Raw genomic sequence first — 24,764 nt, 5'->3', positions numbered from 1 at the left:
CTCAGCCTTTGGGTTTGCGCGCGGATTCGGGGCCGAGCGGGTGATTGGCGTGCGGATAGACCGGGTGGTGGTGATCATGGGCATGATCGTGGTGGTGGTGACCGTGATCATGCGGATGGTCATGATGATGGTGATGGCCGTGATCGCCATGGTGGTGATGGTGATCGTGATGGTGATCGTGGTGATCATGATGACGATCCGCCACCTCAAGCCGACACAGACCCGTGCAGAACGTGTCGCAGAGCGCGCAATCGGCCACGTTGGAGCCCGGGGCGGAGGCGCCCTGCCCTTCGACGTGGTGATGATGGCTTTCCTGCACCGCGCCCAGCTCGGCCTCAAAACCCAGCACCTCGGTGCGGTATTTGCAGAGAACACAGGTCGGCGGCGGCACCTCGCTCAGCGCCGGATGGCCCTTGCCATAGCGCGACAGATCGGCGCTGCGCTCGGTGGGAGTGATCCGGCGCGGGGCCTCGCCCTCGACCGAAAGAACCTGCGTGCGATAGGGGCAAATGCCGCAATTCGGCACGGGGATGTCACCATCCTGTTCGAGTACCCGTTCGGCAAAGGTCTCAAGCACCTTCGGATGGTCGTTGAGATAGCCCGCCTTGACGAATTGAATGTCGGGATATTCCGCCGCCACCTGATCGGTGAAGCCGTAGATGCGGTCGATCAGGATGCCGGTGAAGAGGAAATAGGGGAAGACGATGACGCGTTTGTAGCCCAGTCTGGCGACATGTTGCAGGCAGGGTTCGACCAGCGGGAAGGTGACGCCGGAATAGCCGATCTCGCACCAGCCGAACCCCATGCCCTCCCAGAGCAGACGCGCGATCTTGGCGACATTGGCATTGGCATCCGGGTCGGAGGCACCGCGCCCGATGACCACGAGACAGGTGTCGTGAAGGGGCATCTCGCCGAGAGCGGCATTGGCCCGATCCACGGCCTCCTGCACACGACCTGCGGCGGCGGCGATCATTTTGGGATCGACACCCAGTTCACGGCCATAGGAGACTTCGATCCCGTGTTTGGCGGCATAGGTGTTGAGCACCGTCGGGATGTCGTTTTTCGCATGCATGGCGGCGAAGAGCATGCCCGGCACGGCGAGGATACGATCGCACCCGGCCTCGCGCAGACGGTCGAGACCGTCGCGCAGCACGGGGTTGGCGAATTCGAGATAGCCGTAGTCCACGAGCCAGTCGGAGGGCAGCAAGTCGGGGAGTTTCTCTGCCAGAACGGCAAACTCGTCCACCGCGGCCTGGCTGCGGGAGCCATGGCCACAAATCATCACACCGGTTTTCATGGCATCAGGCCTCTTGCGGCTCGGCCTCGACCTCGGCGTCCGCCGCCTCGGCCTCGTCTTCTTTCTTGCCCTTGATCGCGCCCCAGATCGCGATGGCGATGGCGGCCCCGATGGCCGCACCGGCGAGCCAGTGATTGTGGCCGGCCATTTCGCCGAGATGCCCCGGATGCGCGAGCGCCGGGGTGGCGAGCGGGGTGAAGATGAGTGCTAGACTGCGGGTCATGGCATTTCCTTGTCTGTGACCCGAAATCATGGGCCGTCGTGAATTCAAGGAGGCTGGGACGTCTGACGATGCTGCGCGTGATCCCCGGTATGGGTCGATCCGCCACTGCCAACCTCTCTGGTCCCGTATCGGGACGTCGTCATGAAACCTGTATAGGCAGGGGCAGCGGCACACGCAAATGCTTTCGCAACCGCAGCGCGAACATGTGCGCTGGCGCACCATCAATGCGCTCGCAGGCCTGTTTGCACAAAAGCCCGAAGCGATTAGGTCGGAGACAGACACAAAGGAGACAGCGATGGGCTATCTGCAAGACGGCACCTGGCATGACCAGTGGTACGACACCAAATCCTCCGGTGGCCGGTTCCAGCGGACCACCACAAAGTTTCGCAACTGGATCACCCCGGACGGTGCGCCGGGGCCTTCGGGCACAGGCGGCTTCGCGGCCGAGAGCGGGCGCTATCACCTCTATGTCTCCTACGCCTGCCCCTGGGCGCACCGGACACTGATCTTTCGTGCGCTCAAAGGGCTTGAGGATCATATTTCCGTCTCCGTCGTGCATCCGGACATGCTCAAGGACGGCTGGACCTTTGACACGGATTTCGACGGGGCGACCGGCGACACGCTTTTGGGCAAGAGCTTCCTGCGCCAGATCTACATCGAGGCGGAGCCGCAGATGTCCGGTCGCGTGACCGTGCCTGTGCTCTGGGACAAGACGCGGAACACCATCGTTTCCAACGAATCCGCCGAGATCATCCGCATGTTCAATTCCGCCTTTGACGGGATCACCGGCAATACGCTCGATTTCCGGCCCGAAGACCTGCATACGGAAATCGACACCCTGAACAGCCGCATTTACGACACGGTCAACAACGGCGTCTACAAGGCCGGGTTCGCCACCACGCAGGAAGCCTATGACGAGGCCATCGGCCCGCTGTTCGACAGTCTCGACTGGCTCGAAGGTCGTCTTGCGGAAAACCGTTACCTCACCGGGGACCGCGTGACCGAAGCCGACTGGCGGCTGTTCACCACCTTGATCCGGTTCGACAAGGTCTATCACTCGCATTTCAAATGCAATCGGCGGATGCTGAAGGATTACCCGAACCTCTGGGGCTACACGCGGGAGCTCTATCAGATGCCCGGCGTGCGTGAGACGACGCATTTCGACCATATCGTGCGGCACTACTACTATAGCCACGACACGATCAACCCGAACCGCATCGTGCCGGTCACGCCCGATCTGGACTTTGACGCCCCGCACGGGCGCGGCTGATCGCCCGATCACTCAGGACGCGGCCTTGCCGTAATGCTCCACCATGGCGGTCAGGTCCTCCGGGTCGACTTCCTTGGGCAGAAAAGCACAGGCATTGGCAACATGCTGGAAGATCGAGCCATCGGAGAAGAAACTCGAATTGGTGGTGAAGATCACGCGCGTGTCCGGGTGGCGATAATTGGCATAATCGGCGATGGCGAAGGCCGACCCATCGCCCAAAACAAGATCGAGCACGATCAGATCCGGCGCGGTGGTTTGCAGTTTTTGAAGCGCCTCGTCCTGCCCCGCAACCAAGGACACGGACATGCCCTGGCGTTCCAGATGGCGTTGCCAGAGACGCCCGATCTCCGGGCTGCTTTCGACGATCAATACCTGCATGTTTCTTATTGCCCTCGGCCCCTGCCGCAAGCTGCTCCGCTCAACGCTATGTGCATGTGTGTGAATCCGCGACAACACCCTAACGAAGCATGAACGACAGGGTCAATCGGGTCCGTCGCCGCAGCACAGCGGAAAAAGCTAAGATTTTATCTTGCACTCTGCACAGGCTGCGGCAAAACACGAAGCATGACAGAGAGCACCCCCATTTCCGCACCGACCTGGATCACGATTTGCGAAGGCTGCAAGCGCCCCGACTGGGCGGAACGCGGTGAGTCGCAGACCGATGGCGCACGTCTGGCCGATGCCATCGAACGCCGTGCCGCCCCGGCCGGGATCAAAACCCGACGAGTGAGTTGCACCATGGGCTGCGAGCGGGCCTGCAACGTGATCGTGCAAGGCGAAGGCAAAATCGGCTATTCCCTTGGAATATTTGGCGGAACCGAAGCGGATGCCGAAGCCATCGTGGCCTATGCCCGGATGCATGCGGGCTCCGCCACAGGTCAGGTGCCGTTCCGCGACTGGCCACAGGGCGTGAAGGGACATTTCGTCTCGCGCCAACTGCCTTTGCCGACCGAAAAGGATGACGAGACATGAGTCACCGGCGCGATCATGGTGGCGGACTGGATGCCGCGGTGGCCCGTTGGGGCGGAGAAAAATCCGGCTGGATCGACCTCTCGACAGGCATCAATCCGGCGCCTTATCCGATCGGCGACATTCCGCCAAACGCCTGGACCGCACTGCCGGATGCCGCAGCGCAGGATGCGCTGGTGCAGGCGGCGCGCGGGTTCTGGCAGGTGCATCATGGCGCCGCCGTGCTGGCCGCACCGGGCGCGTCGAGCCTGATTGCACGCCTGCCTGCGCTCTGGCCGAAAGGCAGAGTGGAGATCCAGCCGCCGACCTATAACGAACATGCCGGGGCGTTTGGGGCGCAGGGCTGGGAGGTGATGACCTCGGACCCGACGCGCAAAGCCAGTGTGGCGGTCGCGGTGCATCCGAACAACCCGGACGGGCGTCTCTGGCGGGAGGAGGAATTCACCGCCCCCGTGACGATCATCGACGAGAGTTTCTGCGACGTCATACCAGAAGAAAGCCATATCGCGCGGGTCCGGGACGGGCGCACCATCGTGCTCAAGAGCTTTGGCAAGTTCTGGGGGCTGGCGGGGATGCGGCTCGGCTTTGCCATCGGCGCACCGGATCTGATCGACCGTCTGGCCGCTCTGATCGGGCCATGGGCGGTGTCGGGACCGGCGCTGGCCATCGGCACGGCGGCGTTGAACGATCCGGTGTGGGCGATCCGCACGCGAATCCGACTGACGCAGGATGCGGCGCGTCTCGACGAGATGATGGAAGGCAAAGGCGCGAAACTTGTGGGTGGCACGACACTGTTCCGGCTTTACGATGTGGGCGATGCCCATATGGTGCAAACCCGTCTGGCCGAGCATCATGTCTGGTCGCGGCTTTTTCCCTATTCCCGGCGTTGGTTGCGGCTTGGCTTTCCGCCGTCGGATCGGTGGGGGCAATTGGAAACGGCTCTGGAGCACGCGCTGTGAGCACCGCGCTGGCGCTTTGTCTGGCCATGGTGCTGGACGCTGTGTTCGGGGAACCGAAATGGCTTTGGGACCGGGTGCCGCATCCGGCGGTGCTGATGGGGCGGTTGATCGGTGGGGCGGATCGGCGGTTCAATTGCGGCGCGGCACGCAAGGCCAAGGGCATTCTTTTGGTGATCGTGCTGGTGATCGGGGCGGCGGCGCTGGGGCTTGTGCTGCGGCAAATTCCCTTGGTTGAAATCCTGCTCGGTGCGGTGCTTTTGGCGCAGAAATCGCTGGTCGAGCATGTGAACGCCGTGGCGCGCGGCTTGGAGCGCTCTCTGGCGGAGGGGCGTTATGCCGTGTCGATGATCGTCGGTCGGGACACCTCAGAGCTGGACGAAGCCGCCGTGGCGCGCGGGGCCATCGAGTCGGCGGCGGAGAATTTTTCCGACGGGGTGATCGCCCCTGCGTTTTGGTTCCTCGTCGCGGGTTTGCCGGGGATTCTCGTTTATAAAGTGGTGAACACCGGTGACAGCATGATCGGCTATCGCACAGAACGGCATCGGGAGTTCGGCTGGGCTGCGGCAAGGCTCGACGATGTGCTCAATCTGATCCCCGCGCGGCTGACCGCGCTTTTGCTGTTTCCATGGGGCAAGCCCCTGTCGCTCTGGCGGGAGATCGTCACCGAGGCGCGTCGGCACCGGTCGCCCAATGCCGGGTGGCCCGAGGCCGCTTTGTCGCGCAGTCTTGGCGTCGCGCTCTCCGGTCCCCGCGCCTATCACGGCGAAATGCGCGACTATCCATGGGTCAATCCGAACGGTCGCGAGGCCACGCCCCGCGACATCGACGCCGCCTGTGCGCGGCTCTGGGCCGCTTGGGCCTTTGTCCTGATCTGCGTCGCCGTTCTGTCATTTGCGTGACGCCGCGCGCCCCGCTATCGTGCCCTCAACATGACTTTAAAAGGTAAATCCATGCGTTCTCTCGGCCTCGTGCTCGCCCTCTCCCTTGCCTCTCCCGCCTTTGCGGATGTGCCCTGCGGCGGAAATTTCTCAAGCTTCGTCAATCAGATGAAGCAATCCGCCCTACAGCAAGGCCATTCCAAATCCGCCGTCGATCAGTTCTTTGCCGCCGCGCGTCAAGACCCGGCCGTAATCAAAGCCGACCGCGCACAGGGCGTGTTCCAGAAGAATTTCATCGACTTCTCCCGCGCGCTGATCAGCCAGAACCGGATGCAGAACGGCGCGGCCAATGCGACGAAATACAAAAGCGTCTTCGACCGGATCGAGCGCGATTACGGCGTCTCGCGCGGGGTGCTTTTAGCCTTCTGGGCGCTGGAGACGGATTTCGGCCAGGTGCAGGGCAATTTCAACACGCTGAACGCGCTGATGACACTGTCGCACGACTGTCGTCGCCCCGAGTTGTTCCAGCCGCAGGTCTTTGCCGCGCTGACCCTGTTCGAACATGGCGATTTCGATCCGGCGGCCACGCAAGGCGCATGGGCCGGGGAAATCGGCATGGTGCAGATGCTGCCGAAAGACATTTTGCAGAACGGTGTCGACGGCGACGGCGACGGCCATGTGCGGCTCAAAACCTCTGCGCCCGATGCGCTGATGTCCGGGGCGAAAATGCTGCGCCATCTTGGGTGGCGGGCGAATGAGCCTTGGCTTCAGGAGATCGTGGTGCCGTCGAACCTCGATTGGTCGAAAACCGGGCTGAACCATAAAATGACCGTCAACCAATGGGCCAAGCTCGGCGTCCAGCCGCGTTCCGGCGCGCTCGGCAACGGCAATTTGCAGGCCTCTGTGTTGCTGCCGATGGGGCGCAACGGGCCGGCCTTCCTCGCCTATCCGAATTTCGAGGTCTATTTCGAGTGGAACAAAAGCTTCGTCTATGTGACCACGGCGGCCTATTTCGCCACTCGTCTCGAAGGCGCGCCGGTCTATAACGCGGGCAATCCTGATGCGGGGCTTTCGGGCGCGCAGATGCAGCAACTGCAACAAAAGCTGACCAAAATGGGCTACGATGTTGGCGGGATCGACGGCATTCTGGGCGAGAAAACCCGCGAGGCAGTGCAGAGCGTTCAGGAGAAACTCGGCCTGCCCGCCGACGCCTGGCCGACCGCCGCGCTTTTGTCGCGCCTATAAATCAGAGGCTTTGGGGCAAACATCCGAGATGCACAGGCCCTGTGTTTTTCGCGGGGCTTGCTTTTTCTGAGTAAAATAGTTTGTTTTGCGCAAACATCTGAATAACCAGTGAAAGCGACTCGTCATGACTGCCCCCACCATCCGCCGCATGCGGCACGAGCTGAAATTTCGCGAATTGACCGTGGCCAAGGCCGAACGGCTGACCCCGCATATGATCCGCGTGACGCTCAGCGGTGCGGATCTTGCGGATTTCGCCAGCGGATCGTTTGACGATCACCTCAAGGTTTTCGTACCCGGTGCGGACGGCATGGCGAAACGCGATTACACGCCGCGCCGGTTCGACACCGAGGCGCAGGAACTGGTGATCGACTTTGCCGATCATGGCGAAGGCCCGGCGGCGAGCTGGGCGCGGTCGGCACATCCCGGCAGCGCTGTTCAGATCGGCGGCCCGCGTGGCTCGCGGGTGATCGAAGGTGAGATTGCCCATTGGGTCCTGATCGGCGATGAAACCGCGCTTCCGGCGATGGGACGCAAGCTCGAGGAACTGCCCGCAGGCGTGAAGGTGACGATGCTCGCCGCCGTGCCCGGGCCGGAGGACGAGCAGGAGATCGAGAGTGCGGCGGATGCGACGATCCACTGGCTGCACCGCCCTCTGGATCAGGCCACGGAAGCCAAGCCGTTTCTCGATGCCCTGCCCCGGATTGAGTTGACGCCCGGCACGTTTGTCTGGATCGCGACGGAGGCCGGAATTGCCAAGCAATTGCGCGAAGCGGTTTTGGCGATGGGCCATCCTTTGCCTTGGCTGAAGGCGGCGGGCTATTGGATCAATGGCGAGGCGGAAGCGTCGATCAAGGATCTCGATGCGCCAGCGGAGGGGCAAGGCGGTATGGGCAAAGGCATGGGCCGCGGTTAACCATGTTTATTGCATATTCCCGAGCGCGCTTTACGGTTTGGTAAGGAATCTGTTAGAGTCTGAAACAGCGAAATGAGACATTCTGTGTCATCATCCAAATGACCCGGCAGAGTTGCAGCTCCGCCGGGTCTCTCTTTTTCGGGTTACAGCCCGATCCAGAGGCGGACGATTGTCACGGCCAGCGTTGCCGCCGCAATGATCACCATCCATTTGCGAAACGAGTGTTCTTCCAGTGTCATCACCTCCTGTCACCGTAATGGATTACGGCATCGTTAGGATTAGAGACGAATTGTTGGAAAAGTCTTAAGAGTCCGCACCACCAAAGACCGCGCAACACCGAAGTTACGCAACAAGCGCCTCGGCCTTTTTCAGGTCCACAGACACAAGTTGTGACACGCCCTGTTCCTGCATGGTGACGCCGAACAGGCGGTCCATGCGGGCCATGGTCACGGCGTGGTGGGTAATGACCAAAAACCGCGTATCGGTGCGCTGGGTCATCTCGTCGAGCATGTCGCAGAACCGCGTGACGTTGGCGTCGTCCAAGGGCGCGTCGACCTCGTCCAGCACACAGATCGGCGCCGGGTTCGCCATGAACACGGCAAAGATCAGCGCGAGTGCTGTGAGCGTTTGTTCACCGCCCGAGAGCAGCGACAGGGTCGAGAGCTTCTTGCCCGGCGGCTGACACATGATCTCAAGCCCGGCCTCGAGAGGATCGTCGCTTTCGACCATCATGAGCCGCGCCTCACCACCGCCGAAAAGGTGGGTGAAAAGCATGGAGAAATTGCTGTTCACCTGCTCGAAAGCCGTGAGCAAGCGCTCCCGCCCCTCGCGGTTCAAAGAGGCAATCCCCGAGCGCAGCGTCTTGATTGCCTCTTCCAGATCCTGCTTTTCTTTCAAGAGGGTATCGTGTTCCTCACGCACCTCTTTCGCATCTTCTTCGGCCCGAAGGTTCACCGCGCCAAGACTGTCGCGCAGGCGTTTCAGGCGGTTCACATCCACCTCGATCTCGGCATGCGGCGGGATTTTTTCTGGGTCGACGGCAAGCTCTTCCAAAAGCTTCGCGGGCGTGGTTTCCAACTCCTCGCGGATGCGCTCGATCGCGGCCTCGACCGTCTCTTTCGCGGCATCCCGGCGAGCCTCGGCGGCGGCACGGGTTTCGCGCGCCTCGGAGGCCAGACGCTCCGCCTCGCGCTCTGCATGGACGGCCTCCCGCAGGCTCTCCTCGGCCACTGTGAGCGCCTCGGACGCGCGTTTGCGACGGTGCTCCGCCTCCTCAATCTGCGCCATCAGGGCCTCGCGTTTTTCGGCGATTTCCTCGGGCTGGGCGGCGGCTTCGTAAAGCTCTTCCTCGGTCGCTTCCTTGCGATCCTGAAGCTCTGCAATCCGTTTGCCCGCCGTATCGAGACGGTGCCGCCAGCCGGACAGCTCCTTGGTCACTTCCTGCGACCGCCTTGTGCGGGCCTCACCTTCGCGGCGAATTTCGTCATGCGATGAGCGCTTGGTCATCATGGTGATCCGCGCCGCCTCGACGGCGAGTTTCACCTCTTCGATGTCGGAACGCGCTGCGTCGAGATCGGGCAGATCTTTCACCGCCTTTTCCGCTTCGCGCAGGCGTTGCTCCGCGCCACGGGCCTCTTCCTCATGACGCGCCACGGCGAGGCCCAGGTTTTCGACTTTACCTTCGGCCAGGGTCTTTTCGTTCTCAACCTTCGACAGGGTCCGCGCCGCTTCCGACATCGCGCGATCCGCATCGCGGCGGGCCTCGCGGGCCATACGGTCTGCTTCGGTCAGACGGGTCAGTTCGGCCTTGAGATGCTCATGCGCCTGCGAGGCCCCCTCCGCCTTGGCCTCGGCCGCAACGAGTTCCTGTTTCAGATCTTCCAGCCGGTTGAGCTGTTGCAACCGCAGCGCGGCCGCCGACGGCGCATCCTCTGCCCCCGCGCGATAGCCGTCCCAGCGCCACATGTCGCCTTCCATGGACACCAAACGCTGGCCGGGTTCGAGATCGGCCTGCAACCGCGCGCCGTCTTCCGCCCGCACCAATCCGATCTGCGACAGACGACGCCCGAGAACCGGCGGGGCGGTGACATAGTCTTCCAGCGGCTCGACACCGTTGGGCAAGTCCTGATCGTCCGGGTAATCCGGCAGGGTGACCCAACCGGAGGCCTGATAGGCCTCAATCGCAGGCTGTCGCAAATCATCGGAAAGCGCGGCACCGAGCGCTTTTTCATATCCTGATTTGACCTTGACCAAATCGAGCAATTGCTTGCCGCCGATCTGATCACGGTCGAGCATTTTCGCCAAGGCGGCCACTTCGGCTTTGAGGGCCCCCACCTCGCCTTCGGCCTCAGAGCGCGCCGCACGGGCCAGAGCCTCGCGCGATTGCGCCTCGGTCCGGGCCTCGTCGGCCTCGATCAGCATCGCCTCGGCCTCTTCGGCACGGGCGACGGCTTCTTCCTGCCCGGCTTCGGCCTCTTCCAGTGCTTCAGCGGAACGCACAAGCGTCGACCGCGCCTCGTCCACGGCCCCACGGGCGCGATCCGCCTCGCCGCGCGCGCGGTCCAGCGTTTTGCGATTGTCCTCGACCAAGCGATTCGCAGACTGGTGCCGCGCCGCGAGACGGGCGACGTCTTCGGTCATCTGGGTCAGCGCGGTTTCGCGATCCGCCAGAATCTGGCTGGCTTCGGAGGCCTCCGCCGCCGCTTCGAGCAGGCGCGGCTCATGGCCGTCTGCGGCTTTGATCAGCTCGCGCTGCTCCCATTCGAGCCGGGCGATGGTTTCGCCCGCGTCCTTGTTGAGCTGTTCCTCCCGCGCCATATCGGCGACCAGTTGGTCGATCCGGCGCGACAGGGTTTCGATCATCTCGCGCGCACGCCGCTCCTCATCGGAAAGCTGATCCCGGGACACGGTGAGGCGCTGCAACACAGCGGCGGCAATCGCCTCCTCCTCGCGCAGGGGCGGCAGGGCCTCCTCGAAGCTTTCCCGTTGCTTGGCAGCATCGCGGGCGAGTCGTTCGGCCTCCGACGCCTGCCGCAACCGGGTGCGCAGGATGTCTTCGGCTTCTGCGCGGGCATGATCCGCATCGCGCCAGCGACGGTAATGCAAAAGCCCCTCGGCATGGCGCAGTTCAACGCCGATCTCGCGATAGCGCGCGGCTTGGCGGGCCTGACGGGCAAGCGAAGCCAATTGGCTCGCGAGCTGTTCGATCACGTCATCGACGCGGGCGAGGTTGGTTTCCGCGCCTTTGAGTTTCAGCTCCGCCTCGTGACGGCGCTGATAGAGGCCCGAAATCCCGGCGGCTTCCTCCAAGATGCGACGACGCGCTTTAGGTTTGGCGTTGATCAGCTCGGAGATTTGCCCCTGACGCACAAGCGCCGGCGAATGCGCACCGGTAGAGGCGTCGGCAAAGAGCATGGAGACGTCTCGCGCCCGCACGTCTTTCGTGTTTACCTTATAGGCGGAGCCGGCGTCGCGGGTGATGCGGCGGATGATCTCGACCGAGTCGCTGTCGTTAAACCCCGCGGGTGCGAGGCGTTCCGAGTTGTCGATCATCAGGCAGACTTCGGCGAAATTGCGCGCCGGACGGGTCGAGGCGCCAGCGAAGATCACGTCTTCCATGCCAGCACCGCGCATCGCCTTAGGGCGGTTCTCGCCCATCACCCAGCGCAGCGCCTCCAGGAGGTTCGACTTGCCACAACCGTTCGGCCCGACAACCCCCGTCAGCCCATCCGCGATCACGAGATCGGTGGGGTCCACAAAGCTTTTGAAACCGTTGAGACGCAGACGGGTGAAACGCAAAGGGACCTCTTCCTGATTCTTTCTGGAAGAAAACTGTTCGGGAGGCACGCGCGCGAGTCAACGGGTCTACCCCGAGATATGGGGAAAACGGCGAAGTTATCCACAAAATATCGCGCATTCACGGGGCTAGGGGGACCTGACCTTCCGGCAAGGCCCCGCAAAACGCTTGACCCTGCCATGCTGCACGCGCCAAATAGGCGCGTCATGGTTCCCCGAGACAGGCGCAAAAGCGTTCGGGGAGAAATGGGAATGTGGTGCGTGTGATCCATCCCGGAGCACAAGGCCACAGCCGCCCCCGCGACTGTAAGCGGTGAGTGCCCGTCGGCATACCACTGAGGGAAACCTTGGGAAGGTGACGAGAGCGCTTCGACCCGCGAGCCAGGAGACCAGCCCTGACCACATAACTCAACCCGCCGTCGGGGATGACGGCCATGGAGGATCATTCGATGCATATCGAACCCGGTATTGTCACCGGTGCGAAGATCGCACTGTCTTATGCCACCGCTGCGGGCGCTGGCCTTTACACTCTCAAGGAAAGCATCGGCGCGCTGCGCGATCAGGGCGTGGGGTCGTTTCTTGCCCGGACCGTGATTTCGACCGCCGCCGTTTTCGTGTTCTTTCAGGTCCTGCCGCATTACCCGGTGGGCGTCTCCGAGGTACACCTGATCCTCGGCTCGACACTGTTTCTGTTGTTCGGGGCGGCACCCGCCGCGCTGGGTCTGGCGCTCGGGCTTTTGGCGCAGGGCGTGTTTTTCGCCCCCTTCGATCTGCCGCAATATGGCATGAACGTCACCACGCTTCTGGTGCCTTTGTTCGGCATCAAGGCCGTGGCACAGCGCATCATCGCGCCGGATACGGCCTATGCTGATGTGTCCTACAAACAGGCGCTGGCGCTTTCGACCACCTATCAGGCGGGGATCGTGATCTGGGTCGGGTTCTGGGCGTTTTACGGTCAGGGTTTCTCGGCCGAAAGCCTTGCCGCGGTCGGCATGTTCGGCGGCGCCTATATGACCGTCATCATCCTTGAGCCGCTGGTGGATCTTGCCGTTCTGGCGGGTGCGAAAGCCATCAAGGGGCTGGGCAAGACCGGTCTCGTGTCCTCGCGCACGCTGTCGGCGTAAGCCGGTGCCGGGGCTTTGGCCCCGGCGTTTTTCAAAGGATACTGATATGGCAGCGAAAATTCCTGCAACCGTCGTGACGGGCTTTCTCGGCGCGGGCAAAACGACCCTGATCCGGCACATGTTGGCGAATGCCGAGGGCAAGCGCATTGCCCTGATCATCAACGAATTCGGCGATCTCGGCATTGATGGCGACATTCTCAAGGGGTGCGGCGACGCGACCTGTACGGATGAGGATGTGATGGAGCTGTCGAACGGCTGCATCTGTTGCACCGTGGCGGATGAATTTATCCCGACGATGCAGAAACTTCTGGCGCGCGAAGACAAGCCGGATCACATCGTGATTGAGACGTCCGGTCTTGCGTTGCCCCAGCCTTTGGTGCGCGCCTTCAACTGGCCGGAGATTTCGACACAGGTCACCGTCGATGGCGTCGTGACCGTGGTCGACGGCAAGGCGGTGGACGAGGGGCAGTTCGCCCATAACGTCGCCGCCGTGGATGCGCAGCGCAAGCTGGACGAGAACCTCGACCATGAGACACCACTGTCCGAATTGTTCGAGGATCAGATCGCCTGCGCCGACATGATCGTGGTAAACAAGGCGGATCTTTTGGGCGAGGATCAGGCGGAAGCACTGGTGCGCAAGCTCAAGGATGAGGCTCGACCGGGCGTGCATGTGCTGCGCGCGACCATGGGGGCTTTGCCGGTGGATGTGCTTTTGGGACAAGGGATCGGCGCCGAGGGCGATCTTGAGGCCCGCCACGAGGTGCATCACCACCATCACGACAATCATGATGATGACGACCACCACGACGATCATCCCCATGAGCACGGCCATGACGAGTTCGAGAGCTTCGTGGTGATCCGGCCCGAGATCGAGGACCCGAAAACCTTTGCCGAACAGGTCGCCAAGGTGATCCGGGACCATGACATCCTGCGGCTCAAGGGGTTTGTCGCGGTCAAGGACAAGCCGATGCGCCTGACGCTTCAGGCCGTCGGCCCGCGCGTCGACAGCTATTTCGATCAGCCCTTCGGCACCGCACCACGGCTGTCGCAGCTTGTCGTCATCGGCGAGGCGGGGCTCGACCGCGCCGCGATCGAAGCCGCGTTGAAAGCGTAAAGGGAAGGCCGTCAGTCGGCCTTCTTCTTATCCGCAGCCGCTTTCATCCGCGCCAGAAGTTCGGCTTTCGGCGTTTGTTTGCCTTTCGGCTGCTGGCGTTTGTGCTCGCCATGTTTCGGCGCGCCGGAGAGCTTTTTCGGCCCGCCCATTTTCGAATAATCCATCGGAGACCTCTTTGGAGTTTTCCGAGCAATGCCCCGAAACGCGGGGCGTGACAAGGAGAAGCGATGCATCTGCTCGCCGCCACCCCCGGTTCGATCGACGACGGCAGCGAGGCCGTGGACCTTGGACAAAGCCCCGCCGATCTGGTGGTGATCTCGGCGGCGGACACCGAGCTTGCGCTTTTGTCTGAGGCCCGTGCCGCGATGACGGAGGCGCCGACGCTGCGGCTTGCCTCGCTCCTGCATCTGCGTCACCCGATGTCGGTCGATCTGCATCTCGACACATGCGCCACCAAATCCCGGATGGTGATCGCGCGCGTGCTGGGCGGGGCCGGGTACTGGACCTATGGGCTCGCCCAATATGCTGCGCGATTGCATGAGGCAGGCGTGGCCTTCGTGGCCCTTCCCGGCGATGACAAACCCGATGCGGAGCTTGCCGCGCTTTCGACCGTTTCGACCGAGGATTATCACCGGCTCTGGTCCTATCTGACCGAAGGCGGAGCGGAGAATGCGGTCGCGTTCCTGTCCTATGCCCGCGCCATGCTCGACGGTGGCGAGAAACCCGCCCCGGCCAAGCCGCTGTTGCGGGCAGGTCTCTATTGGCCGGGCAAGGGTGTTGCAGATCTCGGTCAGCTTGAGAATCTGTGGACCGAGGGCGCGCCTGTCGTACCGCTGGTGTTCTACCGCGCACTGGTGCAGGGCGCGGGGCTTGGCCCGATCAATGGTCTGATCGAAGCGCTGATGGCACAGGGGCTTAACCCTCTGCCGGTCTTTGTCGCTTCGCTGAAAGACCCGGTGTCGGCCGCCACATTGGAGAGCCTGTTTCAGGAGGCACCGCCGGAGGTCATCCTCAATTGCACCGCCTTTGCCGTCGGCACGCCGGAAGGAGGCGGCACGGACACGCCCCTGAGCAACCCCGCGACCAATGGCGCGCCGGTGTTTCAGGTCGTGCTGGCCGGATCGTCGCATGAGGCATGGGAGACGGGGACGAGCGGGCTGTCGGCCCGGGACATCGCGATGAACGTCGCGCTGCCCGAGGTGGATGGCCGGGTGATGACCCGCGCGGTGTCGTTCAAGGGCGAGGCCTACCGCGACGACGCCACCGAATGCACCATCGCCACCTATCGCGCGGAGGAGAGCCGGATTGGCTTTGTCGCGGAGCTTGCCGCCAACTGGGCACGCCTGCGCCACATGCCGCGCGCCGAACGCAAAGTCGCGCTGGTTTTGGCGAACTATCCGAACAAGGACGGGCGGCTGGCGAATGGTGTCGGCCTCGACACCCCCGCCGCGACGGTGAACACACTGCACCGGTTGGCGGCGGAGGGCTATGTCGTCGACGCCCCGCCCCCCGACAGCGACGATCTGATGCAACAGATTATGCGCGGCCCGACCAACTGGCTGACGGATCGCGCGGCACGGCAGGGCGGCGTGCGGATGGCGCTTGCCGACTATCGCGCGCGCTATGAGACCCTGCCCGAGCCGGTGCGGCAACAGATCGAGGAGAGATGGGGCCAGCCGGAGGACGATCCTTTCGTGACCGAGGAGGGTTTTGCCCTCTCGATCCTGACCTTCGGCAATGTCGTGGTGGGCGTGCAACCCGCGCGCGGCTATAACATCGACCCGACCGAGACCTACCATTCCCCGGACCTCGTGCCGCCGCACAATTACCTCGCCTTCTACCTCTACCTGCGGCACAGTTTCGGGGCGCAGGCGGTGGTCCATATGGGCAAGCATGGCAATATGGAATGGCTGCCGGGCAAGGCTGTGGCGCTCTCGGACACCTGCCTGCCGGAAGCGGTGTTCGGCCCGATGCCGCATCTTTATCCGTTCATCGTCAACGATCCCGGCGAAGGGACGCAGGCCAAACGCCGGGCGCAGGCCGTGATCATCGACCACCTGACGCCCCCTCTCACCCGCGCGGAAACCTATGGTCCGTTGCGCGATCTGGAGGCTTTGGTTGACGAATATTTCGAAGCCGCAGGCGTCGATCCGCGCCGCATATCGACCCTGCGCCGGGAGATTTTGAGCCTGAGTTCCGTGACCGGTCTGGACCGCGACGTCGGCATGACCGGGACGGATGAGGACGGCGATCTGGCCAAGCTCGACGCCTATCTGTGCGAACTCAAGGAGGCACAGATCCGCGACGGGCTGCACATCTTTGGCACCGCCCCCGAAGGACGTCTGGCGCGCGATCTGGCGCTTGCGCTGGTGCGGGTGCCGCGCGGCGATGGCAAGGGGCGCAATGCGTCTCTGATCCGGGCGATTGCGCTGGATTTGGGTCTGAATTTCGATCCGCTCGACTGCGATATGGCACAAGCCTTCGGGGATGAACGGCCTGAATGCCTGATCCAAACCAGCGCCGACATCTGGCGGACGCATGGCGATACAGTCGAGCGGATCGAGCTTTATTCCGCACAGCTTCTGGACGAAGGATTGGACGCCCCCGGCCCCGCATCACAGGCCGTGCTTGAGAACTTGCGGGCGGAAGTTCTGCCCATGGTCGCCGCCTGTGGCCCCGCCGAGATGGAGGCGCTGCTGACCGGTCTTGACGGGCGCTTCGTCCCGCCCGGCCCCTCCGGTGCGCCGACGCGCGGGCGGCTCGATGTTCTGCCGACGGGGAAGAATTTCTATTCGGTCGATGCCCGCGCCGTGCCGACACAGACCGCGTGGCAGTTGGGATGGAAATCCGCCAATCTGCTGATCGAGCGGCATTTGCAAGAGCATGGCGACTGGCCGCGCAGCCTGCTGATCACCGCATGGGGCACGGCGAACATGCGCACCGGCGGCGATGACATTGCGCAGGCTCTGGCGCTGATGGGGGTCAAACCGACATGGGATACGATGTCGCGGCGCGTCACCGGGTTCGAGATTTTGCCTGCCTCCGTGCTGGGCCGCCCGCGGGTGGATGTGACACTTCGGGTATCGGGATTTTTCCGCGATGCCTTCCCGCAACTCATTGCTCTGGTCGACAGTGCGGCGCGGGCCGTTCAGGCCCTTGATGAGCCCGAGGAGGACAACCCGGCGGCAGCACGGGCGCGGCGGGGAGAGGGCAAATCCCGTGTGTTCGGGTCGAAACCGGGGGCTTACGGGGCCGGGCTTCAGGCGATGATCGACGAGCGGATCTGGACGGACAAGGCCGATCTGGCGGCGGCCTATCTCGAATGGGGCGGCTATGCTTACGGTGCTGCTCAGGAGGGTGTCAGGGACCGCGAAGGGTTCGAGGCGCGGCTCTCGGAGGTCGAGGCCATCGTGCAGAATCAGGACAACCGCGAACACGACCTGTTGGACAGCGACGATTATTATCAGTTCGAAGGCGGGGCGGCGGCGGCAGTTGCGACACTTCAGGGCCGTGATCGCCCGATCTACCACAACGACCATTCGCGACCGGAACGCCCGGTGATCCGCACGCTCGACGAGGAAATCGGTCGGGTGGTCCGGTCCCGCGTGGTCAATCCGAAATGGATCAATGGCGTCAAACGCCACGGCTACAAGGGCGCGTTCGAAATTGCCGCGACGGTGGATTACATGTTCGCCTTCGCCGCCACGACCCATGCAGTTAAGGACCATCATTTCGATCTGGTGCATGCGGCCTTTATCGAGGACGATGACACGCGCGACTTCATCGCCGAGCACAATGCGCCCGCGTTGCGCGAGATCGCGGAGCGGCTGATCGAGGCGATGGAGCGCGGCTTGTGGCGGCCCCGGTCGAATTCGGCGCGGGGGCTCTTGGAGAGGCTTCTATGACACCGGAACGGATTGCGCCGGAGGAGGCGCGTGTGACCGAGGCGCTGGATTTGATCAGGACGGCCTTTGCCGGAATGGAGGGGCGCGTCGACCCACCGTCCTCGATGCACCGGATGACGCTTGCGAGCCTGACGGACGACGCCCGGACGAAGGAGCTTTGGGGCATTGGCGCGCCGCTCATTGCCTGCGTGATCCTGACGGAAAAGCCCGGACGGCTTTACATCGGCAAGCTCGCCGTGGCGGAGGCGATGCAGGGCAAGGGATTGGCGCGGGCGTTGATCGGCGTGGCGGAGGAGCGCGCGCGCGAATTGGGGCTGGATCGGTTGGAGTTGGAGACGCGCGTGGAGTTGACGGAGAACCATGCAGTGTTCACCCGGCTCGGATTTGTCGAAACCGGGCGCAATGCACATGCGGGCTATGATCGGCCGACCTCGATCACCTTTCAGAAACCAGTGTGACGCTCATCGCCAGGGACGCGTATCGCAGGTGCCGGGCACCCAGTCCTTGGCGCCGGGACCGTCGGAGCAGTCGAGCTGGCCTTTCGACATCGCCTGATCGCCGATGAACGTGCCCTTCTTGATCCTGCACCCCGTCGTCTGCATCGCCGCAGTTTCCATCTGCGTCAGGATCAGCCTGCGCGAGGGCGGCGGGAAGACCATGTTGACGCGATGCACCTCGACACAATTGCGGGTTTCTTCGGTATAGACGCGATAGCTGTTGCCGCCGATCTCCACCGGATAAAACCCCGCGCGGGAATACCCCAGAGCGGGACTGTCCGCGACACAGCCGGTGAGAAGGAACAGGGTCAGGAGCACAAAGATCGGTTTCATGCCGACAGCTTCGCCCGACATGGTTAACGAAGGATTAACGCCGGTTCGAGGGGCGCGACAACCGGAGCCTCACGCGACCCGCTGCTTATGCCATGGGTTCAGCTAAAACGACTGCTCGCCACCGCGCTTTGGGTCGAGCATATTGGACGGACCGCGTTCCAGCACCTCGACCTCATCGCCGAGAACGATGCTGCCTTCTTCCTCGACGACCAGATTCTGGCCGAAGATGATCTTACCCGTGACCGCGCGGTGAATGCGCCCCAGCGTCGCAAGCGGTTCACGCGGATGGGTCTGCTCGCCGGTCTGCGGATCCTGGGTGATCATGACACAGCGCTCGCAGGGCTTGACCACACGAAACACCGCAGAGCCGATGCGGATCACCCGCCAGGTGTCCTCGGACCAGGGCTCGATGTCGCCGGCGATCACGACATTGGGGCGAAACCGCTGCATCTCCACCGGTGCGGCCAGTTCCGCGTTCAGCTCCGCCAGAGAGGCCATCGTGGTCAGGAGCAGCGGATAGCCATCGGAGAAGGCTGTGAAATACCCCTCGCCAGCATAGGCGCGGGACACCGGACGGCGGGCCGTCTCGGGAAACCATACGAGTCGCACCTCGCGTTCGAGCGCGGAGGACAGGAAATGCGAGGCGTAATTGCCCGCATCCTCGACACCCTCGATCAGGCAGGAAAACACCTTGACCGAACTCGGCGCACCGGAGGGGAAAGGCACATCGAGACGAGCGCCTTCAAAGGAAATCGAAATGCCATAGGAGGTGCAAACCGCACTCAGATTTGCCATGCGCGGCAATTCCCGACGCGTCGCAACGATCCCGTTCGGATAGACAACCGCCCAGCGCCGATCGCCTTCGATGCCGATCGGCTGAACCTTGACGGCGGCATGATCCGACCCGGTCAGACTCTTGACCGGATAGGTTGTGATACGCGCCAGCTTCATTGTCCCCCCGATCAACAGGTTGCCATGCGGTCAACACCTAACGCTTTGTTTGCGGAAGGGCCAGTTGCCTCAAAAGACAGGCGGGATTTCATCAATGGCGCCCTTGCATTCGGCGCATTCTCGCCGATCCATTTCGTCGCGCGGCGTTTTGACATGTGTCCAGAATATATCTTTTCCCGAAAATACATTCGACAAACGGAATATATCTCAGGAGACCCTCATGAAACCGACACGTGCAGCGGACCATTACGTCCCGACGTACTTCCTCGCCTCGCTCGGCGCCGGTGGCCTCTCTGTCACCTTCTTCATGTATCTCATGTTCTGGGTGCCCCATCCGGGCCGCCCGGTGCCGGTGTTCGAAGACATTCTCGCCGCCTTTTCCACCGGTGCCCTGCCGATGAAAATCGCCATTCTGGTGGCCTGGCTCGGCATTGCCGTCTTCGTCTTTCTCAACCTCAAATACCTGATCTGGAACCTCGGCCAATATGCGGCGCTCAAGAAAACCGAACGGTTTCAGGCGCTGCGCAATTCGAATGCGGAATCGACCATGCTGGCGATGCCGCTGGCACTCGCCATGTCGGTCAACGCGCTCTTCGTGGCGGGCATGGTCTATGTGCCGGGGCTGTGGCCCGTGGTGGAATATCTCTTTCCCTTCGCGATGATCGCCTTCGGTATCATCGGCTGGATCGCGCTGTCGATCATCGGCGATTTTCTCGGGCGGGTACTCGCCAAGGGTGGTGTGTTCGATGTGACATCGCATAACTCCTTCGCCCAGATGCTGCCGGCCTTCGCACTTTCCATGGTCGGCGTGGGCTTTGCCGCCCCTGCCGCCATGTCCACCGTGCCGTGGATCGTGGCGACCGGGCTTGTGCTCTCGACCTTCTTCGCGGTCGCGGCCCTGATCTATGCGCTGGTCGCACTGACCACGGCGTTCAACTCGATGCTGCACTACGGCACGCATGAGGAATCCGGCCCGACGCTTCTGATCGTGATTCCGATCGTCACCATCCTGTCGATCCTGTTCATGCGTCAGGCACACGGGCTACACACGTTCGAGGGCCATTCCGATCCGGCCAGCACGATGATGTTCCTCGCCCGCATGCTGTCGCTTCAGGTTGTCTTTCTAGGCCTCGGCCTCGTCGTTTTGAAACGTCAGGGCTATTTCAAGGATTTCGTCTTCGGGTCGAAAACCTCTCCCGGCTCTTATGCTTTGGTCTGTCCGGGGGTGGCACTTTCCGTGCTGATCCAGTTCTTCGTGAACGCCGGTCTGGTGCAGGCCGGGGTGATCACCAAGTTCAGCGTGATCTACTGGGGGATCACCGCCATCGCCATCGGGTTCCAGATCGCGATGATCGCGCTGGTATTCCGGCTGAACGCCCAGCATTTCAGCCGCACGCGAGCGACACCGGTTCCGGCCGAATAAGTCCGCACGATCTCACGGGAAAGGCGCATCCGAAGCGGTGCGCCTTTTTCATGACCGCCATGTCGCCCGCCCGTAAAACGGCTTGTGCGCTTGCAGCGCGCCCGCAAGCGCGTAAAACTGCCTCCGCGTCATCCGGCGCAGCAACGAGGCACGCACATGATCCTGCATTTCGGCATTCTCCTCGGGTTTCAGCTTGTCGGTGAAATCCTCGCCCGCTCTTTTTCCCTGCCCCTGCCCGGCCCGGTGATCGGCATGGTTCTTCTGGCCATCCTGCTTCTGACCCGCCCCCGTGTCGGCCCGGCGATCGAGAAGACCGCAAGCGGGCTGCTGTCGCATCTCTCGCTTCTGTTCGTGCCTGCGGGGGTCGGCATCGTGCAATATCTCGACCAGATGTCCACCATCGGCCTGCCTCTGGCCGCCGCCCTCGTCGGATCGACGGTGCTCTCCATCGCTGCGGGAGCGTTGACGTTCAAATTCGTCAATCAGGCGCGTGGCTACAAGGATGAGCGGCAAAATGACTGAGATCCTCGACATCTGGAGCTATCTCTCCACCAGTCCGCTTTTGTGGCTGACGCTGACGCTTCTGGCTTATCTGATCGGACTCGGCGCGTTCAACCTTTCGGGGAACCGCCCTTTCGTGAACCCGGTGCTGATCTCGATGATCCTGCTGTCGACACTGTTGGTGACCACCAAGACCAGCTACACGACCTATTTCGAAGGCGCGCAATTCGTCCACTTCCTGCTCGGGCCGGCCACGGTGGCGCTCGCCGTGCCGCTTTGGAAGAACTGGCAGCGGATCAAGAAAAGCGCCCTGCCGATGTTGGCTGCCCTCGTGGTCGGCGGACTCGTTGCCATGGTCTCGGCCACCGCCATCGGCTATGCCTGCGGGCTCAGAGGTGAGGTCTTGCTGTCGCTCGTGCCCAAGGCGGTGACCTCGCCAGTCGCCATCGGTGTGTCCGAGACCATCGGCGGGTTGTCGACCCTGACCGTCGCTTTGGTCCTGATCACCGGAGTGATCGGCGCTGTCGTCACGACACCCCTTCTCAACGCCATCGGTGTGCGCGACTATCGCGCCCGCGGCTTTGCCACCGGCGTGGCCGCGCACGGCATCGGCACGGCGCGCGCGTTTCAGGTCGATGGCACGGCGGGCGCCTTTGCCGGGATCGGCATGGTGCTCAACGCGATTTTCACCTCGTTGATCGCACCGATCTTCGTACAACTGTTTTTCTGACCGGGAGGACACATGTCAGACCAGAACGACCTTGACCGCCACGCCGCCAAGATGGCCAAGAAAAAGGCCGCCCGCGACAAGATCATGGCCACCAAGACCGATCAGAAGGGGCTGATCATCGTCCATACCGGCAAGGGCAAGGGCAAAAGCTCCGCCGCCTTCGGGATGATTTTCCGCTGTATCGCGCATCGGATGCCTTCTGCCGTGGTGCAATTCATCAAGGGCGGCATGGACTGTGGTGAGCGCGATCTGATCACAGAACATTTCTCTGACATCTGCCAGTTTTACACGATGGGTGAGGGCTTTACCTGGGAGACGCAGGACAAGGCCCGCGACATCGAAATGGCGAAGGCGGCGTGGGAGAAGGCCAAGGAGTTGATCCGCGATCCCGAGAACCGCATGGTGTTGCTCGACGAGATCAACATCGCGCTGCGCTATGACTATCTCGATGTGCAGGAGGTGGTGGATTTCCTCACCACGGAGAAACCGCCCCTGACCCATGTCGTCCTGACCGGGCGCAACGCCAAGGAGGAGATCATCGAGATCGCCGATCTGGTGACCGAGATGGAACTGGTGAAACACCCGTTCCGCTCCGGCGTGAAAGCGCAACAGGGGGTGGAGTTCTGATGCTCAAACTTCTCGGCATCTCGGGCGCGCTGCGGGCCGCCTCGACCAATACGAAACTCATGCATGAGGCGGTGCGGCTCTTTGGGCCCTGCGAGTTCACCGAGGCCAACCTGCGCCTGCCGCTTTATGACGCCGATCTTGAGGCGGAGGGTATTCCGTCCGAGGTCATGGTGCTGGCTGAGCAGATCCGCGATGCCGATGCGGTGGTGATGTCGACGCCGGAGTATAACAAGATGATCCCCGGTCTTCTCAAGAATGCCCTCGACTGGGTGAGCCGCACCGGGGTGAAACCCTGGGAGGGCAAACCCGTCGCGATCATGTCGGCGGCGGCGGGACGCGCGGGCGGGGAGCGCTCGCAATATAGTCTTCGCTGGGCGTTGACCCCGTTCAACGCACATCTGTTGCAAGCGCCGGAGGTTCTGGTGGCCGACAGCTCGCATGCCTTCGACCCTCAGGGGCGGTTGATCAATGAGCGCACCATGGCCGGGCTTGAAAAGCTCATGACCGCCCTGCGTGAGGCCGCGTCAAAGCCGGTTTGACAGCTCAATCAGATTGCCGTCCGGGTCGCGCAGATAGATCGACAAAAGCGGCCCGGTCGCCCCCGTGCGACTGACCGGCCCTTCGATGACGCCGATGCCTTTGTCCGCCAGATGCCGCATCCAGTCGGCCACCGGCATGTCTGTCAGGAAACAGAGATCGCCCGACCCCGCCTGCACATGGGCCGCCTTCGGTTCGAATTCCTGCCCAGCCAGATGCAGATTGATCTTTTGTGCCCCGAAACGCAGCGCATGGCGGGTGGTGCCATCGGAAGGGTGAAATGCCTCGGCCACCATGCCGAGTGCCTCGGTGTAAAACGCTACCGTCGCCGGGATGTCGGCCACGGTCAGCACGAGGTGATCGAGAGAGGTCACTTTCATAGGCTCGCCTCCACGCGGAACTCTTCCGGAACAGCGTCGCGCCCCTCCAGCACGAGGTCAATCAAAACCTGAGCGGCAAGCGGCGCCATGCCATAGCCGATCTTGAACCCCCCGTTGGCGATGAAATGTCCCGCGCGTTCGGGCCATCCCCCCAGCATCGGCGCGCGGGATTTGGCACGCGGGCGTACCCCGGCCCAGCGGCGAATCTCGGGCGCATCCCGGAGCGCAGGCACGGCGTCGCGGGCACGGGCCAGAAGGGCGTCGGCTTGCGCGTCCGTGGCGTCTGGACTTTCGAAGTCGCGCTCGGACGTAGACCCGATCGCCGTCGTGCCATCCGCGTGCGGGATGACATGCAGGCTTTCGCCGTAAAGCTGCGGCGCTTCGGGAAGGGAGAGATCGAGCAGAATGGCCTGCCCTTTGACGCCATTACCGACCTCTTTGCCGAACGCCTCATTGAGCGCGCGGAGCCCCCACCAGCCGGAGGCATGGATCACCGCGCCCTCTTCCGGGCCTTCGGTCACCACCTCGCCCCCCAATGCAGTGATCGCGGCGGCCAGTGCGGCACAGGCCCGCCACGGGTTGAGCCGCGCCGACAGCGTGTCGTGAATGAGATACCCCGTGGGGCTGATCGGCGCCCAATAGCCGGTCTCTCCCTGCGTCACCACGCGCCACTCGGCCTTGCCCTGCCACAGCTCTTTTGCCTGATCTTCGCGCTCGCGGGCGAGTTGCAATTGGCGCTCGTCCTTGATGGCTTGCACGCGGCCCAGATTGCCATAGCCCGAAGACACGCCCCCCGTGGCTTCGACCTCCGGCCAATGGCTGCGCGCCAGGATCAGGCTTTGGAACTGAAATTCCTTCTTGGCATTCCAGCGCTCCGGCGTGTGCGGCGCAAGCGCCCCGACGATGCCACCCGAGGAGCCATGACCGACACCGTAAGGGTCGATCACCCGCACCTTCGCGCCGCGTTTCGCCGCCTCAAAGCCGCAGGACAGACCAAAGGCGCCCGCGCCATAAATCGTGATTTCCGCTCTGCCCATCTGCGTTTTTACCCGTTGCAAGTGACCACCGCTCAAAGCATGGTCTGCCAAACCCG

24 protein-coding genes and 1 riboswitch are annotated in these 24,764 nt (G+C 62.8%); of the genes, 15 read left to right on the top strand and 9 right to left on the bottom strand.

Annotated features, from left to right (window positions below; translation table 11 throughout):
- Position 1 precedes the first annotated feature (1 nt).
- A complete protein-coding gene (locus tag CEW89_RS14690) occupies positions 2 to 1,297 on the bottom strand; it encodes a sirohydrochlorin chelatase (RefSeq protein ID WP_096806408.1) in 1,296 nt (431 codons plus the stop codon).
- 4 nt (positions 1,298 to 1,301) lie between these two features.
- Positions 1,302 to 1,520 carry a DUF6732 family protein gene (locus CEW89_RS14685; protein ID WP_096806407.1) on the bottom strand — a complete coding sequence of 73 codons (219 nt, stop codon included), beginning with the start codon at positions 1,518 to 1,520 and terminating at the stop codon, positions 1,302 to 1,304.
- 295 nt (positions 1,521 to 1,815) lie between these two features.
- On the opposite strand from CEW89_RS14685, the gene CEW89_RS14680 reads away from it, so the two are divergent.
- The gene (locus CEW89_RS14680; RefSeq protein ID WP_096807261.1) at positions 1,816 to 2,790 is read left to right on the top strand and encodes a glutathione S-transferase family protein; all 975 of its coding nucleotides are present in this window, start codon (positions 1,816 to 1,818) and stop codon (positions 2,788 to 2,790) included.
- A 12-nt stretch (positions 2,791 to 2,802) separates the two neighbouring features.
- Here the strand turns inward: CEW89_RS14680 and CEW89_RS14675 are convergent, their stop codons facing one another.
- Positions 2,803 to 3,168: a response regulator transcription factor gene (locus tag CEW89_RS14675; protein ID WP_096806406.1), complete on the bottom strand. Its 366-nt coding sequence runs from the start codon at positions 3,166 to 3,168 to the stop codon at positions 2,803 to 2,805.
- 186 nt (positions 3,169 to 3,354) lie between these two features.
- On the opposite strand from CEW89_RS14675, the gene CEW89_RS14670 reads away from it, so the two are divergent.
- The 5 genes from CEW89_RS14670 (at position 3,355) to CEW89_RS14650 (ending at position 7,754) form a co-directional block, all read left to right on the top strand.
- The gene (locus CEW89_RS14670; RefSeq protein ID WP_096806405.1) at positions 3,355 to 3,762 is read left to right on the top strand and encodes a DUF1636 family protein; all 408 of its coding nucleotides are present in this window, start codon (positions 3,355 to 3,357) and stop codon (positions 3,760 to 3,762) included.
- Positions 3,759 to 4,718 carry a threonine-phosphate decarboxylase gene (locus tag CEW89_RS14665; RefSeq protein WP_096806404.1) on the top strand — a complete coding sequence of 320 codons (960 nt, stop codon included), beginning with the start codon at positions 3,759 to 3,761 and terminating at the stop codon, positions 4,716 to 4,718. Before CEW89_RS14670 ends, CEW89_RS14665 begins: the two co-directional genes overlap by 4 nt.
- On the top strand, positions 4,715 to 5,617 hold the full coding sequence (cbiB, locus tag CEW89_RS14660; protein ID WP_096806403.1) for an adenosylcobinamide-phosphate synthase CbiB: 903 nt from the start codon (positions 4,715 to 4,717) through the stop codon (positions 5,615 to 5,617). The genes CEW89_RS14665 and cbiB overlap by 4 nt, the downstream gene beginning before the upstream one ends.
- 51 nt (positions 5,618 to 5,668) lie before the next feature.
- Complete coding sequence (locus CEW89_RS14655) at positions 5,669 to 6,841, top strand: lytic murein transglycosylase (protein WP_096806402.1); 1,173 nt, start codon at positions 5,669 to 5,671, stop codon at positions 6,839 to 6,841.
- A gap of 124 nt (positions 6,842 to 6,965) precedes the next feature.
- Complete coding sequence (locus tag CEW89_RS14650) at positions 6,966 to 7,754, top strand: siderophore-interacting protein (protein ID WP_096806401.1); 789 nt, start codon at positions 6,966 to 6,968, stop codon at positions 7,752 to 7,754.
- Positions 7,755 to 8,096: 342 nt separating this feature from the next.
- Here CEW89_RS14650 and smc read toward each other — a convergent pair whose 3' ends face one another.
- Positions 8,097 to 11,552 (bottom strand): chromosome segregation protein SMC, encoded by a 3,456-nt coding sequence (smc, locus tag CEW89_RS14645; RefSeq protein WP_096806400.1) that lies wholly within the window; start codon positions 11,550 to 11,552, stop codon positions 8,097 to 8,099.
- Between the two features lie 188 nt (positions 11,553 to 11,740).
- Positions 11,741 to 11,961, top strand: a riboswitch (cobalamin riboswitch).
- Positions 11,962 to 11,998: 37 nt separating this feature from the next.
- Here smc and CEW89_RS14640 point away from each other — a divergent pair.
- Positions 11,999 to 12,673, top strand: a complete 675-nt coding sequence (locus CEW89_RS14640) for an energy-coupling factor ABC transporter permease (protein ID WP_096807260.1) — start codon at positions 11,999 to 12,001, stop codon at positions 12,671 to 12,673.
- Between the two features lie 46 nt (positions 12,674 to 12,719).
- A complete protein-coding gene (gene cobW, locus CEW89_RS14635) occupies positions 12,720 to 13,787 on the top strand; it encodes a cobalamin biosynthesis protein CobW (RefSeq protein WP_096806399.1) in 1,068 nt (355 codons plus the stop codon).
- A gap of 11 nt (positions 13,788 to 13,798) precedes the next feature.
- Here cobW and CEW89_RS21075 read toward each other — a convergent pair whose 3' ends face one another.
- On the bottom strand, positions 13,799 to 13,951 hold the full coding sequence (locus tag CEW89_RS21075) for a hypothetical protein (RefSeq protein WP_198403431.1): 153 nt from the start codon (positions 13,949 to 13,951) through the stop codon (positions 13,799 to 13,801).
- Between the two features lie 63 nt (positions 13,952 to 14,014).
- On the opposite strand from CEW89_RS21075, the gene cobN reads away from it, so the two are divergent.
- Both cobN and CEW89_RS14625 read left to right on the top strand, forming a co-directional pair.
- On the top strand, positions 14,015 to 17,692 hold the full coding sequence (gene cobN / locus CEW89_RS14630; RefSeq protein ID WP_096806398.1) for a cobaltochelatase subunit CobN: 3,678 nt from the start codon (positions 14,015 to 14,017) through the stop codon (positions 17,690 to 17,692).
- Positions 17,689 to 18,150 (top strand): GNAT family N-acetyltransferase, encoded by a 462-nt coding sequence (locus CEW89_RS14625; protein WP_096806397.1) that lies wholly within the window; start codon positions 17,689 to 17,691, stop codon positions 18,148 to 18,150. The genes cobN and CEW89_RS14625 overlap by 4 nt, the downstream gene beginning before the upstream one ends.
- 3 nt (positions 18,151 to 18,153) lie before the next feature.
- Here the strand turns inward: CEW89_RS14625 and CEW89_RS14620 are convergent, their stop codons facing one another.
- On the bottom strand, positions 18,154 to 18,522 hold the full coding sequence (locus CEW89_RS14620) for a hypothetical protein (RefSeq protein ID WP_157779873.1): 369 nt from the start codon (positions 18,520 to 18,522) through the stop codon (positions 18,154 to 18,156).
- Positions 18,523 to 18,624: 102 nt separating this feature from the next.
- Positions 18,625 to 19,473: an MOSC domain-containing protein gene (locus tag CEW89_RS14615; protein WP_096806395.1), complete on the bottom strand. Its 849-nt coding sequence runs from the start codon at positions 19,471 to 19,473 to the stop codon at positions 18,625 to 18,627.
- A 220-nt stretch (positions 19,474 to 19,693) separates the two neighbouring features.
- Between CEW89_RS14615 and CEW89_RS14610 the strand changes: the two genes are divergently transcribed.
- From CEW89_RS14610 to CEW89_RS14590, 5 genes are all read left to right on the top strand, one after another.
- Positions 19,694 to 20,896, top strand: coding sequence for a TsoY family (seleno)protein (locus tag CEW89_RS14610; protein WP_096806394.1), 1,203 nt, complete (start codon positions 19,694 to 19,696; stop codon positions 20,894 to 20,896).
- Between the two features lie 156 nt (positions 20,897 to 21,052).
- Entirely contained in the window at positions 21,053 to 21,418 is a 366-nt protein-coding gene (locus tag CEW89_RS14605) for a CidA/LrgA family protein (RefSeq protein ID WP_066707873.1), read from the top strand.
- A complete protein-coding gene (locus CEW89_RS14600) occupies positions 21,411 to 22,127 on the top strand; it encodes an LrgB family protein (RefSeq protein ID WP_096806393.1) in 717 nt (238 codons plus the stop codon). The genes CEW89_RS14605 and CEW89_RS14600 overlap by 8 nt, the downstream gene beginning before the upstream one ends.
- A gap of 12 nt (positions 22,128 to 22,139) precedes the next feature.
- Positions 22,140 to 22,754 (top strand): cob(I)yrinic acid a,c-diamide adenosyltransferase, encoded by a 615-nt coding sequence (gene cobO / locus CEW89_RS14595; RefSeq protein ID WP_096806392.1) that lies wholly within the window; start codon positions 22,140 to 22,142, stop codon positions 22,752 to 22,754.
- The gene (locus CEW89_RS14590) at positions 22,754 to 23,293 is read left to right on the top strand and encodes an NADPH-dependent FMN reductase (RefSeq protein ID WP_096806391.1); all 540 of its coding nucleotides are present in this window, start codon (positions 22,754 to 22,756) and stop codon (positions 23,291 to 23,293) included. Before cobO ends, CEW89_RS14590 begins: the two co-directional genes overlap by 1 nt.
- Here the strand turns inward: CEW89_RS14590 and CEW89_RS14585 are convergent.
- The gene (locus CEW89_RS14585; RefSeq protein ID WP_096806390.1) at positions 23,279 to 23,671 is read right to left on the bottom strand and encodes a VOC family protein; all 393 of its coding nucleotides are present in this window, start codon (positions 23,669 to 23,671) and stop codon (positions 23,279 to 23,281) included. The two genes, CEW89_RS14590 and CEW89_RS14585, sit on opposite strands and share 15 nt — an antisense overlap.
- Positions 23,668 to 24,708: an NAD(P)/FAD-dependent oxidoreductase gene (locus CEW89_RS14580; protein WP_096806389.1), complete on the bottom strand. Its 1,041-nt coding sequence runs from the start codon at positions 24,706 to 24,708 to the stop codon at positions 23,668 to 23,670. Before CEW89_RS14580 ends, CEW89_RS14585 begins: the two co-directional genes overlap by 4 nt.
- Between the last annotated feature and the right edge of the window lie 56 nt (positions 24,709 to 24,764).

The sequence above is a fragment of the Celeribacter ethanolicus genome (genome assembly GCF_002407265.1).
GTDB classification, from domain to species: Bacteria; Pseudomonadota; Alphaproteobacteria; order Rhodobacterales; family Rhodobacteraceae; genus Celeribacter; species Celeribacter ethanolicus.
This window is presented reverse-complemented; position numbering and strand designations above follow the sequence as displayed.

What these genes read in the sequence shown, in the direction of transcription:
- CEW89_RS21075 (WP_198403431.1), bottom strand. Translation starts at nt 13,951, where the DNA reads ATGGATTATTCGAAAATGGGCGGGCCGAAAAAGCTCTCCGGCGCGCCG.
- CEW89_RS14665 (WP_096806404.1), top strand. Translation starts at nt 3,759, where the DNA reads ATGAGTCACCGGCGCGATCATGGTGGCGGACTGGATGCCGCGGTGGCC.
- CEW89_RS14610 (WP_096806394.1), top strand. Translation starts at nt 19,694, where the DNA reads ATGAAACCGACACGTGCAGCGGACCATTACGTCCCGACGTACTTCCTC.
- CEW89_RS14625 (WP_096806397.1), top strand. Translation starts at nt 17,689, where the DNA reads ATGACACCGGAACGGATTGCGCCGGAGGAGGCGCGTGTGACCGAGGCG.
- CEW89_RS14585 (WP_096806390.1), bottom strand. Translation starts at nt 23,671, where the DNA reads ATGAAAGTGACCTCTCTCGATCACCTCGTGCTGACCGTGGCCGACATC.
- CEW89_RS14605 (WP_066707873.1), top strand. Translation starts at nt 21,053, where the DNA reads ATGATCCTGCATTTCGGCATTCTCCTCGGGTTTCAGCTTGTCGGTGAA.
- CEW89_RS14615 (WP_096806395.1), bottom strand. Translation starts at nt 19,473, where the DNA reads ATGAAGCTGGCGCGTATCACAACCTATCCGGTCAAGAGTCTGACCGGG.
- CEW89_RS14690 (WP_096806408.1), bottom strand. Translation starts at nt 1,297, where the DNA reads ATGAAAACCGGTGTGATGATTTGTGGCCATGGCTCCCGCAGCCAGGCC.
- CEW89_RS14680 (WP_096807261.1), top strand. Translation starts at nt 1,816, where the DNA reads ATGGGCTATCTGCAAGACGGCACCTGGCATGACCAGTGGTACGACACC.
- CEW89_RS14655 (WP_096806402.1), top strand. Translation starts at nt 5,669, where the DNA reads ATGCGTTCTCTCGGCCTCGTGCTCGCCCTCTCCCTTGCCTCTCCCGCC.
- CEW89_RS14600 (WP_096806393.1), top strand. Translation starts at nt 21,411, where the DNA reads ATGACTGAGATCCTCGACATCTGGAGCTATCTCTCCACCAGTCCGCTT.
- CEW89_RS14620 (WP_157779873.1), bottom strand. Translation starts at nt 18,522, where the DNA reads ATGAAACCGATCTTTGTGCTCCTGACCCTGTTCCTTCTCACCGGCTGT.
- CEW89_RS14685 (WP_096806407.1), bottom strand. Translation starts at nt 1,520, where the DNA reads ATGACCCGCAGTCTAGCACTCATCTTCACCCCGCTCGCCACCCCGGCG.
- cobW (WP_096806399.1), top strand. Translation starts at nt 12,720, where the DNA reads ATGGCAGCGAAAATTCCTGCAACCGTCGTGACGGGCTTTCTCGGCGCG.
- CEW89_RS14650 (WP_096806401.1), top strand. Translation starts at nt 6,966, where the DNA reads ATGACTGCCCCCACCATCCGCCGCATGCGGCACGAGCTGAAATTTCGC.
- cobN (WP_096806398.1), top strand. Translation starts at nt 14,015, where the DNA reads ATGCATCTGCTCGCCGCCACCCCCGGTTCGATCGACGACGGCAGCGAG.
- CEW89_RS14590 (WP_096806391.1), top strand. Translation starts at nt 22,754, where the DNA reads ATGCTCAAACTTCTCGGCATCTCGGGCGCGCTGCGGGCCGCCTCGACC.
- CEW89_RS14580 (WP_096806389.1), bottom strand. Translation starts at nt 24,708, where the DNA reads ATGGGCAGAGCGGAAATCACGATTTATGGCGCGGGCGCCTTTGGTCTG.
- CEW89_RS14670 (WP_096806405.1), top strand. Translation starts at nt 3,355, where the DNA reads ATGACAGAGAGCACCCCCATTTCCGCACCGACCTGGATCACGATTTGC.
- CEW89_RS14640 (WP_096807260.1), top strand. Translation starts at nt 11,999, where the DNA reads ATGCATATCGAACCCGGTATTGTCACCGGTGCGAAGATCGCACTGTCT.
- CEW89_RS14675 (WP_096806406.1), bottom strand. Translation starts at nt 3,168, where the DNA reads ATGCAGGTATTGATCGTCGAAAGCAGCCCGGAGATCGGGCGTCTCTGG.
- cobO (WP_096806392.1), top strand. Translation starts at nt 22,140, where the DNA reads ATGTCAGACCAGAACGACCTTGACCGCCACGCCGCCAAGATGGCCAAG.